Source organism: Zemynaea arenosa, from assembly GCF_004614185.1.
In the GTDB taxonomy this organism is placed as follows: Bacteria; Pseudomonadota; Gammaproteobacteria; order Burkholderiales; family Burkholderiaceae_D; genus Telluria; species Telluria arenosa.
Window position 1 is genome coordinate 19,147 of the sequence record NZ_SPVF01000222.1, and the last position, 10,772, is coordinate 29,918.

The following is a 10,772-nucleotide window of genomic DNA, read 5'->3' on the forward strand; positions in this document are numbered from 1 at the left end:
CCTTTGCCGCTATAATCCCCGGACCGCGGGCGTTGGCCTGCGAATCGCAAGTCCATGACCTTTATTCCGAGTGCATGATTAAACACGACGACAGGCGCCTGCAGCTGATTCGCGCCGCACTGGCCGCCGGCCAGGCGGAGGCGCAAGCCGACGTCCGCCATCTGCTGCCGTGGCAGCGGTTGACCATCCATCTGAGTCCCTTGATCGGCGAGACCGGGTTCTCGGCCCTGTATGGCCGCGCCGCGCGATTGCAGTCTGCGCGCCACGCATGGCTGACGGCCCCTCAGGCCTCGCAGTCCGCCGAGGCCCTCCTTGCGACGCTGCAAGGTGACTTGATGATGGCACCCCACGGAACCGCAGCCGAGGCCAATGCCGCCCTGCTGGACACATTCACACAGCTGTTGGCAGGCCTCATCGGAGAGGCGCTGACGATACGGCTTTTGGTTGCCGCTTGGGGCCAAGGGCGCGATGGCGCAGAGGAGCAGAAGTAAATGACAGACAAAGTTAGCTTGGGACTGCTGGCCACCGGAGTCCCCGGTCTCGATGAGCTGCTGGGCGGGGGGCTCAGCGAATTCGCCTTCACCCTGATCGCCGGCGCACCGGGATCGGGCAAGACCACGCTCGCGCACCAGATCATGTTCGCGCTGGCCACCGAGCAGCGCAAGGCGCTGTTCTTCACTGTCCTGGGCGAGCCGCCGCTCAAGATGCTGCGCTACCAGCAGCAGTATTCCTTCTTCGACCTGGACAAAGTGGGCACGTGTGTCCGTTACGTCAATCTGGCCGAGGACCTGCGCAGCGGCGACTTCTCGGGCGTCCTCGAACGCATCATGCGCGAGGTCGAGGATTTTTCTCCCAGCCTGGTATTCGTCGATTCGTTCCGCTCCGTGGTGCAGACCGCGCGCACCGGCAACGAGGGCGCGGCCGACCTGCAGCAGTTCGTGCAGGAGCTGGGCACGCGCATGACCAGCTGGCAGGCGACCACCTTCCTGATCGGCGAGTACGTCGAGAACGACCCGGTGCCCAATCCGATCATGACGGTCGCCGATGGCATGCTGCTGCTGTCGCACGCGCAGGAAGAGAATTCGGTCATCCGCAAGATCCGCGTCTTCAAAATGCGAGGGCAGGCCCACATCACGGGTGCGCACGTATTCCGCATCAGCGGCGATGGCCTGCATGTGTTTCCGCGCGTGCTCCCGCCAGTGGCGACAGACCACGTCTACCCCGGCCAAGACACGGACACCAATCCGCGCCGCATTCCGTCCGGCACACCGGGCCTCGACGATCTACTGCATGGCGGCATACCGCAGGGTCATTCGCTTCTGATCAGCGGCCCAACTGGCTGCGGCAAGACCATCTTCGGCACCCGTTTTCTGTATGAGGGCGCGCAGCGCGGCGAAAAGGGGGTGCTGGTCTCCTTCGAAAAAGGCGCGGCGCGCCTGCGCAACGCACAATTGGCCGCGATGGTCCGCCAGGGCGACGTGGCGGTGGTGGAGAGCCGCTCGCTCGACCTCACCGTCGAAGAACTGTTGGACGACCTGCTGCGCACCATCGAGCGCACCGGCGCCACCCGCATCGTCATCGACGCGATCTCGGAACTGGGGCTCTACCTCGCACCGGAGGCCCGGCGCGATATCCGCGGTGCCATGTTCCGGGTGCTGTCGTCGCTGGCCAAGCTGGGGGTCACGGTGGTGGTTACGCTGGGGATGGAAGACCGCTTCACCGACCTGCGCTTCAGCCACAGCGACATCGCCTACCTGACCGACGTGGTGCTGGCGATGCGCTACGTCGAGAAGGACGGTGCGCTGCACCGCGTGATCTCGGTGATCAAGGTGCGCGGCAGTGACCACAGCCACGATCTGCGCGAGTTCCGCATCACCGATGCGGGCATCGAGGTGTCCGCCACGCCGCTCGCGGCACAGGGTGTGCTGGTCGGACAGCCCGGTCCTAACGGCCAGCAGGACTAACGCGATGAACGACGCCAGCGCACCACAGGACGCGGGCGTCGCCGACCTGGCGCGCGAGGTCGAGGACCTGCGCGCCCAGCTGCAGACCTGCCATGAGCAGCTGCGCCGCATGGACGAACTGCGCGAGGCCAACGAGCACCTGGTGCTGGCCACCATGACCGCGCAGGATCTGCGGGAAGAGGCCGAGGCCACCAACCGCCGCCAGAACGAATTCCTGGCGATGCTGGCGCACGAGCTGCGCAATCCGCTGGCGCCGATCAGCATGGCCACCGCCCTGATGGAGCAGATGCCCGGCGCCACGCCGCAGCTGCGCCACCTGCAGGCGGTGATCGGCCGCCAGGTGGACCAGATGGCGCGCCTGCTGGACGACCTGCTCGACGCCGCCCGCATCAGCAGCGGCAAGATCAATCTCTCCATCGAACCGCTGCTGCTGGCGGACGTCGTCGAAAGCGCGGTCGAAATCGTGCAGCCGCGCATCGACGAACGCAGCCAGCAGCTGGAAGTGCGCATTCCGGAAGCGCCGCTGCTGTTCGACGGCGACCCCGTGCGCCTGGCGCAGGTGTTCTCCAACCTGATCGGCAACGCTTCCAAGTACTCGCATGACGGCGCCCACATCGTGATCGCGGCGCAGGCCGAAGACGAGCGCCTGGTGGTGACGGTGGAGGACGACGGAAGCGGCATCGCGCCGGAAGTCATCGGCCATATCTTCGACCTCTTCACACAGGGCCCGCGCTCGCTGGCGCGCTCCGAGGGCGGCCTGGGCGTGGGCCTGAATGTGGTGCGCAACCTGGTGCAGATGCATGGCGGGACGGTGGATGCGGCCAGCGCCGGACCGGGGCAGGGCAGCCGTTTCACGGTGGAGCTGCCGATCCGCCGCAACGCCAAGCCGGTGGGCCCGCAGCACGACCCCACCGGCGCGTCCGGGGGCCGCCACCGCGTGCTGCTGGTCGAGGACAACCTCGATGCCTGCGCCACGCTGCGCGACCTGCTCGGCTTCCAGGGGCATCAGGTGAGCACCGCGCACGACGGCGTGGCCGGGCTGGCGCAGGCGCTGGCCTCGATGCCGGACGTGATCGTGTGCGACATTGGCCTGCCGGGCATGGATGGCTATGCGCTGATGCGCGAACTGCGCTCCACACTCGGCGCCCGCGCGCCCTTGGGCGTGGCCCTGTCGGGCTATGGCCAGCCGGAGGATCGCGCCCGGGCCATGGCCGCGGGCTTCGACCACTTCTTCGTCAAGCCGGTGCCGCCCGGGACTCTGATGGCCCTGCTGTCCAGCTACCGTCGCGGCGACCCCGGCGCGCCCTGACGGGCGCCCATCTGCCCCGGCAGCAGCGTGCGGCAATGGCGCGCAAACCAGCCGCAGGCCAGTGAGGCCACCTGCTCCAGCGTCCCCGGTTCCTCGAACAGATGGGTCGCGCCCGGGACTTCCACCAGATCGCATTCGCCGTGCATTGCGGCCAGCGCCTCGCGGTTCAGGCTCAGGACCATCTGGTCCCGGCTGCCCACGATCAGCAGCGTCGGTGCGGTGACTGCGCCGAGGGCGCGAGCGCCGGCCAGGTCCGGCCGTCCGCCGCGCGACACCACGGCCGAGATGTCGCTGCCGCGCATGGCCGCCACCTGCAGCGCAGCCGCGGCGCCGGTGCTGGCGCCAAACAGGCCGAGATGCTGGGATGCGGTGTCCGGCCGTGCATGCAGCCAGTCGCAGGCGGCGTCAAGCCGGGTGGCCAGCAGGGCGATGTCGAAACGGTTCTCCTGGATCCGTTCCTCTTCCCTGGTGAGCAGGTCCAGCAGCAGCGTGCCGAGCGCGTGGCGCCGCAGCTCGCCCGCGACGTAGTTGTTGCGTGGGCTGTTGCGCCCGCTGCCGCTGCCATGGCTGAACACCACCACGCCGTTGCAGGCGGACGGCAGCTCCAATACCCCTTCCAGCGCCACCGGGCCGGCCCAGATGCGCACCTCTTCGCGGATCGCTGTGTCCATGTGACCTCCCACTCATTCGCGTTCCCTCCAATGATGGTGGCACTGGCGCGCGGCGGTCCGCGCACGGTTGCCCGGCCGCCTGATTGCGGCGCAGGGCCGCGCTATGCCGTCAGGGTGGCGCGGTATTGGGCCGGACTCATACCGGTCTGCGCCTTGAACTGGCGCGAGAACGCGCTGTGGTCCGTATAGCCGCACTCGTAGGCGATGGCGGCAATGCTGTCGGTGGGCCGGGCGCCCAGCCGTTCGATCGCGGCGTTGAGGCGTGCCTGCACCAGCATCTGGCGCGGTGAGTGGTGGAAGACGCGGCGGAACACGCGTTCCATACGCGAGATCGAAAGACCGGCGGCATCGGCCAGGCCCTGCAGGCTGATGTCCTCGTGGTAGCGTTCGCGGATGTGCGTCGCGATGTCGGCAATCTGTCGGTATTCCGGGTGGATCTCATCCGGTGCGCCCAGGTCCTGCGAGGTGCCGACCAGGCCGATGATGGCGCCGTGGGCGTCGCGCAGGGGCGTCTTGCTGGTCAGGCACCAGCCGCGGCTGCGGCCGGGGTACATGTGCAGCTCCAGATGACGCTGGAGCGGGATGCCGGTGTCGATCACCTGGCGGTCCTGGGCCATGTAGGCCTGGGCCAGCGGGCGCGGGAACAGGTCGAGCGCGTTCTTGCCGAGCAGTTCATGCTTGCTGCGGCGTCCGCAGCGGCGCACCATGGTGTCGTTGATGCCGAGGTAGCGGCCCTCGCGGTCCTTGACGAAGAAGGCGACGTCGGTGAGCGCATCGAACAGCGCTTCCATGCTGGGGATGTCGAGACTGGGCAGATGGGCGGGCAAGGACATGGCGGTTTCTCCTCGCGGGGAGCATAGCGCCATTGTGCCGATTTCGGCAAGGCTGCGGGCGCGGTGCGGCAAGACCCGGCGGTCCTTGCGGCGTAATCTGTGCGCATCCCGTCAGCAACCGGCCATGCCGGAGAAAGGTGCAGGTATCAAGATGTGGCAAGGTGTCTTCCCCGCAGTCTCCACCAAGTTCAAGTCCGACGATTCGCTCGATTTCGGCGAGATGGCGCGCTGTTACCGGCTCCAGATGGAGGCCGGGGTCGATGGCCTGATCGCCTGCGGCTCGCTGGGCGAAGGGCCGATGCTGTCGCACGATGAGCGGCTGGACGTGCTGCGCACCTGCCAGGAGGCGGCGGCCGGCAAGCCGGCGCTGCTCACGGTGGCGGAGGCGTCGACCCGGCAGGCCTGTCTGCTGGCCGAGCGCGCGGCGCGCGCGGGGGCGGACGGCATCATGGTGGTGCCCAGCACGATCTATCACTCCAATCCCAAGGAGACGGTGGCCACGCTGCGCGCCATCGCGGCAGCGGCCGACCTGCCGGTGATGATCTATTCGAATCGCGTCGCGTACCGCGTGGATGTCACGGTGGAGATGCTGGAGGAGCTGGCGGACGATGCGCGCTTCGTCGCGGTCAAGGAGTCGTCGGACGATATTCGCCGCAGCACGGACATCATCAACCGGCTCGGCACGCGCTATGACCTGTTCACCGGCGTCGACAACCTGGCCTTCGAGGCGCTGGCGGTAGGCGCGGTGGGCTGGGTGGCGGGGCTGGTGCTGGCCTTCCCCAAGGAGACCGTCGCCATCTATCAGCTGATGCGCGCGGGGCGGAATGCGGAGGCGCTGGCAATCTATCGCTGGTTCCGGCCGTTGCTGGATCTGGATGTGTCGACCTACCTGGTGCAGAACATCAAATTGGCCGAGGCCCTGGCCGTCGGCTCGAATGAGCGCGTGCGTGCGCCGCGCATGCCGCTGGAAGGCGCGGTGCGCGAGCGGGCGGAACGTGTGATCCGTGCGGCCATCGAGACGCGTCCTGTGCTGCCGGATCTGCAGTGATCCAGTCCTCCTCCTCCGTGCCTGATGTCCTCGTGATCGGCGCCGGCATCGTCGGTGCCGCGTGCGCGCGGGCGTGCGTGGAGGAGGGGATGTCGGTCGCGATCGTGGACGCTGCCGCGCCGGGTGGCGGCGTCACCGCGGCGGGGATGGGGCATCTCGTGGCGCTGGACGAGTCGGCGGCCGAGCTGGATCTGTGCCTGCTCTCGCTGCGCTTGTGGGATGCTTTTTTGGATGAGCACCCGGCTGTGGGAGAGCCGCACCGGTGCGGGACTTTGTGGGTCGCCGAGGACGAGCATCAACTGGAGGGGGCGGAAGCCCGCGCGCGCAGGTTGAATGGGCGCGGCTGGCGTGCGGACCTGGTCAGCGGCGACGCGCTGCCCGGCGTTGAGCCCGCGCTGCGGCGTGGTTTGGCGGGAGCGGTGCGGGTGGCGGGTGATTCGGTGGTGTATCCCCCTGCGGTCGCGGCGGCGCTGGTGAAGCAGGCGTGTGCGCGTGGGGCGGTGGCGCGATTCGGGCAGCGGGTGGTGGCGCTGGGGGCGGACCATGTGGTGCTGGCGGATGGCACGTGCGTGTCCGCAGGGCGGATCGTGGTGGCGGCGGGCGTGCAGGTGGCGCAGCTGCTGCCGGAGGTGCCGGTATTTGCGCGCAAGGGACATCTGGCAATCACGGACCGGTATCCCGGGACCTTGCGGCATCAGGTGGTGAGCATGGGGTACGGGCAGCCGGAAGGCGGAGCGGGTGCGCTCGCCGTGGCGGCCAATGTGCAGCCGCGCGCGACGGGGCAGTGGCTGGTCGGGTCGTGCAGGCAGGACGGGCAGGTGTCGACCGAGCCCGATCCGGCGGTGACCGCCGCCGTGCTGCGGTCCGCGATGGCGCTGCTGCCGCCGCTGGCGACCATGCGGATCATTCGCACCTGGGCCGGGATGCGGCCTGCGTCGCCGGATGGGCTGCCGATCATCGGGCGGCATCCTACGCGCGGCCAGGTGTGGCTGGCGGCCGGGCACGAGGGCCTGGGCGTGACGACGGCGTTCGGCACCGCGCACCTGCTGGCCGACCTGATGCTCGGCCGGCCCGCGGCCATCGACCCGGGCCCGTATCTCCCCGGCCGCCTGCTGCCCACTGGCGCGCCCGCTGCCGGTGGCCACACGAGGGGGATCGCGTGAACTGTACTTTGCTGATTGATGGCCGTAGCGTCGAGGTTCCTGCAGGGGTGACGGTGGCGGCGGCGCTGGCAATCGCGGGGCGGCTGCACACGCGGACCTCCGTAAGCGGGATGCCGCGCTTCGCCGTTTGCGGCATGGGCGTGTGCCAGGAGTGCCATGTCACCATCGACGGCGTGCCGCACCGGCTGGCCTGCCAGGTGCGCTGCACCGACGGCATGAGCGTGCGCACCGGCGCGGCACCGCAAGAGGATTTTGCATGACGATTGTGATCATCGGCGCCGGACCCGCCGGCCTCGCCGCAGCCGAAGCCGCGAGCGCCCACGGCGCGCCGGTCCTCGTCATCGACGACAACCCCGCCCCCGGCGGCCAAATCTGGCGCGCGGCCCTCGGCGCCCCCACCCCGGCGCGTGCGCCGGACGCCACTCGCGCACCGCAGCGCTTGCGATCCGTAAGGGTGGACCAGCGCGGCCATGCACTGCTGGCCGCCCTCCGCGACCGCCATCACGTGAGCTTCCTGTTTGAAGCGCGCAGCGTCGCCGTGCTGGCCGGGCAGGTGCTCCTGGTGGACACGCCGAACGGCCCGCAGCACATAACATGGTCGCAGCTGATCCTCTGCACCGGCGCCCGCGAACTTCTGATCCCGTTCCCCGGCTGGACGCTCCCCGGCGTCACCGGTGCCGGCGGCCTGCAAGCCCTCGTCAAAGGCGGCCTGCCGCTGACCAACCAGCGCGTCGTCTTCGCCGGCACCGGCCCGCTGCTACTGGCCAGCGCCGCCACCGCCCATGCCGCCGGCGCCCAGGTGATCCACATCGCCGAACACGCATCGCGCAGACAGCTGGCCAGCTTCGCCGCTGGCCTCCTGCGCCATCCTGCGAAACTCCGCCAGGCCGCCCACCTCCTGCACACCCTGCGCGGCACACGACACACCGCCGCCACGCGCATCGTGGAAGCCCGCGGCGATTCCCGCCTGCGCAGCGTGACGCTGCAGCGCGGCGGCACTACCTGGGACATCGAGTGCGACTACCTCGCCGCGGGCTTCGGCCTCGTCCCCGAGACCACGCTCGCCCGCCTGCTCGGCTGCCAAACCAAAGACGGCGCCATCGCCGTCGACCACCACCAGTGCACCACGCAGGCGAACATATTCGCCGCCGGTGAATGCACAGGCATCGGTGGCGTCGACAAATCCCTGGCCGAAGGCCGCATCGCAGGCTTGCAAGCCGCCGGCCGCAAAATCACCCCAGCCGACCAGCAAGCCCGAACCCACGCTTGCTCTTTTGGTAAACTGCTGAGCCGCAGCTTTGCCCCTTCCGCCGCGTTGCAGTCCATGTGCCGCCCCGACACCCTCGTGTGCCGCTGCGAAGACGTGACCCGCGCGCAGATCGAAGGCCACGCCACCTGGCGCGACGCCAAGCTGCAGATGCGCCTCGGCATGGGTCCGTGCCAGGGCCGTGTATGCGCAAGCGCCTGTGAATTCCTGTTCGGCTGGGACGCGCCCGACGCGCGCCAGCCGGTATTCCCAACCACCGCCGCGACGCTGGCCAGCGTCCCCGCGGGACCCGGAGGAGACTCATGAAAAAACTGTATATCAACGGCGAATGGTGCGAAGGCACCGCCGTCACCACCACGCGCAGCCCGTCCGATCTCTCCGACACCGTCGACGAATATGCGAGCGCCGGCAAGGACGAAGCCGAGCGCGCGATCGCCGCCGCCCATGCGGCCGCACCGGCATGGGGCCTGGCCGGCGTGCAGCAGCGCGCCGATGCACTGGACGCCATCGGCACCGAAATTCTCGCGCGCAAGACCGAGCTGGGTGCGCTGCTGGCACGGGAAGAGGGCAAGACCTTGCCCGAAGCGATCGGCGAAGCCGCCCGCGCAGGCGCCATCTTCAAGTTCTTTGCGCAGGAAGCGCTGCGCGTACGCGGCGACAAGCTGGCCTCCGTGCGCCCCAACCTGGACGTCGACATCACGCGCGAACCGGTCGGCGTGGTGGGCATCATCGCACCGTGGAACTTCCCGATCGCGATCCCCGCGTGGAAGATCGCTCCGGCGCTCGCGTACGGGAACACGGTCGTCTTCAAGCCTGCCGACCTGGTGCCGGGCTGCGGCTGGGCGCTGGCGGACATCATCAGCCGTTCCGGCCTGCCCGCCGGTGTATTCAACCTCGCGATGGGCCCGGGCCGGATCGTCGGCGAGGCGCTGACCACCGATACGCGCGTGAACGCCGTGAGCTTCACCGGTTCCACCGCGACCGGCGAGCGGGTGCTGATGGCCTGCGCCAAGCGCCGCGCCAAGGTGCAGCTGGAGATGGGCGGGAAGAATCCGCTGGTGGTGCTAGCGGATGCGGACCTCGATGTCGCGGTGAACGCCGCCATCCAGGGCGCGTTCTATTCCACCGGCCAGCGCTGCACCGCGTCCTCGCGCTTGATCGTGGACGAATCCATCTACTCCCGCTTCATCGACGCAATGACGGCCAAGCTGGCGACGCTGAAGGTCGGCCACGCGCTGGAGCAGGGCATCGACATTGGCCCGGTGGTGGACAGCTCGCAGCTGGAACAGGACCTCAGCTACATCGAAATCGCGAAGGCAGAGGGCGCGCGGCTCGCATTTGGCGGCGAGCGCCTAAAGCGCGCGACCGAGGGCTACTTCCTCAATCCGGCACTGTTCGTGGACTGCGAGCCGGGCATGCGCCATGTGCGCGAGGAGATCTTCGGGCCGGTGGCATCCGTGCTGCCCGCGCGCGGCTACGAGCATGCGCTGGCACTGGCCAACGATACCGAGTACGGGCTCACGGCGGGCATCTGCACCACGTCGCTCAAGCACGCGACGCACTTCAAGCGCAATGCCAGGGCCGGGATGGTGATGGTGAACGTGCCGACGGCGGGCGTGGACTATCACGTGCCGTTTGGCGGGACCAAAGGCTCCAGCTACGGCTCGCGCGAGCAGGGGAGTGCGGCGGTGGAGTTCTTCACGACGATGAAGACGGCGTACACCTTGGCCTGATCGCCGGTCTGCCGGCGCCGCTGCAACGGGCGAAAAAAACCGCCGCGCGCCCTCGGGCTGCGCGGCGGTTTCGCTTCGGGTGACGCACCTCGCGGGCGGTGCTGCAGTGTCGGCCCGCTCGCCCCGTCGTTGGGGGCGCATTGGCCGCGGACTTTACTCGGTGCGGTCGTCCTTGCGGCCGCGATTGTCCGCACGTTCCGACTGCTCGGTGCCCTGAGCTGTGAGGCCCACGTTCACGTCCGTGCGCTGCATGTTGGCGCTGTTGGACATGCCGGTCGTATCGTCGCGGTCCATTGACTGGCGGGCTTTGTTGCCGCTCTGGGAGCCCGGCACGCCGGCGTCGTTCTTGAAGTGCTGGGTGCCGACGTCGTCGTACTGCTGATTCATGGTCTGCGAGCCAGTGCGGCCGGTGCTGTCCTGCTGCGAGCCGCCGCCGCTCATTTGGCTGGTGCGGTTATCGACGCTGCTGCCGCCGAAGTCGGACGAGCCTTCACCGCTCATGCCGCCGCTGACCGAGCCGGCGCCCGAGCCACGTTCGCCGCCCCGCTGCTGGCTGAGGTGCGCCTCGTTCGGTCCCGAGCCGCGTTCGACGCCGCTGCCGCCGAAGTCGGACGAGCCTTCGCCGCCCATCCCGCCGCTGACCGAGCCGGTGCCCGAGCCGCGCTCGTGCGAATCGCTGAAGACCGAGTTCGAGTCACCCAGTCCGCCGCCCATGCCTCCGCCCTGCGAGCCGATGCCCGAGCCCCTGGCATTGCTGCCCGACCCCGCGCCCGCGCTCATCTGG

General features: G+C 69.1%; 10 protein-coding genes and 1 pseudogene. 8 read left to right on the forward strand and 3 right to left on the reverse strand.

The window, feature by feature from the left end; all coding sequences use genetic code 11:
- Window positions 1–74 precede the first annotated feature (74 nt).
- Genes E4L96_RS17405 through E4L96_RS17415 form a run of 3 tightly spaced genes read left to right on the forward strand, consistent with a single transcriptional unit; the run spans window position 75 to window position 3,273 of the window.
- Complete coding sequence (locus E4L96_RS17405) at window positions 75–491, forward strand: hypothetical protein (RefSeq protein ID WP_135208480.1); 417 nt, start codon at window positions 75–77, stop codon at window positions 489–491.
- Window positions 492–1,964, forward strand: coding sequence for an ATPase domain-containing protein (locus E4L96_RS17410; RefSeq protein ID WP_135208481.1), 1,473 nt, complete (start codon window positions 492–494; stop codon window positions 1,962–1,964). It begins immediately after the preceding gene.
- Window positions 1,965–1,968: 4 nt separating this feature from the next.
- Window positions 1,969–3,273 carry a hybrid sensor histidine kinase/response regulator gene (locus tag E4L96_RS17415; RefSeq protein ID WP_135208482.1) on the forward strand — a complete coding sequence of 435 codons (1,305 nt, stop codon included), beginning with the start codon at window positions 1,969–1,971 and terminating at the stop codon, window positions 3,271–3,273.
- Here E4L96_RS17415 and E4L96_RS17420 read toward each other — a convergent pair.
- A complete protein-coding gene (locus E4L96_RS17420) occupies window positions 3,243–3,944 on the reverse strand; it encodes a dienelactone hydrolase family protein (RefSeq protein WP_135208483.1) in 702 nt (233 codons plus the stop codon). The two genes, E4L96_RS17415 and E4L96_RS17420, sit on opposite strands and share 31 nt — an antisense overlap.
- Window positions 3,945–4,045: 101 nt before the next feature.
- Window positions 4,046–4,777: an AraC family transcriptional regulator gene (locus E4L96_RS17425; protein WP_229414583.1), complete on the reverse strand. Its 732-nt coding sequence runs from the start codon at window positions 4,775–4,777 to the stop codon at window positions 4,046–4,048.
- A 124-nt stretch (window positions 4,778–4,901) separates the two neighbouring features.
- Between E4L96_RS17425 and E4L96_RS17430 the strand changes: the two genes are divergently transcribed.
- The 5 genes from E4L96_RS17430 to E4L96_RS17450 are packed head-to-tail and all read left to right on the forward strand — an operon-like array spanning window position 4,902 to window position 9,988.
- Window positions 4,902–5,825 (forward strand): dihydrodipicolinate synthase family protein, encoded by a 924-nt coding sequence (locus E4L96_RS17430; RefSeq protein ID WP_229414584.1) that lies wholly within the window; start codon window positions 4,902–4,904, stop codon window positions 5,823–5,825.
- On the forward strand, window positions 5,822–6,988 hold the full coding sequence (locus tag E4L96_RS17435; protein WP_135208484.1) for an NAD(P)/FAD-dependent oxidoreductase: 1,167 nt from the start codon (window positions 5,822–5,824) through the stop codon (window positions 6,986–6,988). The genes E4L96_RS17430 and E4L96_RS17435 overlap by 4 nt, the downstream gene beginning before the upstream one ends.
- Window positions 6,985–7,248, forward strand: a complete 264-nt coding sequence (locus E4L96_RS17440) for a (2Fe-2S)-binding protein (protein ID WP_135208485.1) — start codon at window positions 6,985–6,987, stop codon at window positions 7,246–7,248. The genes E4L96_RS17435 and E4L96_RS17440 overlap by 4 nt, the downstream gene beginning before the upstream one ends.
- Window positions 7,245–8,561: an FAD-dependent oxidoreductase gene (locus tag E4L96_RS17445; RefSeq protein WP_135208486.1), complete on the forward strand. Its 1,317-nt coding sequence runs from the start codon at window positions 7,245–7,247 to the stop codon at window positions 8,559–8,561. The genes E4L96_RS17440 and E4L96_RS17445 overlap by 4 nt, the downstream gene beginning before the upstream one ends.
- The gene (locus E4L96_RS17450; protein ID WP_135208487.1) at window positions 8,558–9,988 is read left to right on the forward strand and encodes an aldehyde dehydrogenase family protein; all 1,431 of its coding nucleotides are present in this window, start codon (window positions 8,558–8,560) and stop codon (window positions 9,986–9,988) included. Before E4L96_RS17445 ends, E4L96_RS17450 begins: the two co-directional genes overlap by 4 nt.
- A 153-nt stretch (window positions 9,989–10,141) precedes the next feature.
- Here E4L96_RS17450 and E4L96_RS23840 read toward each other — a convergent pair.
- A pseudogene (locus E4L96_RS23840) lies at window positions 10,142–10,772 on the reverse strand (hypothetical protein); the annotation flags it as partial.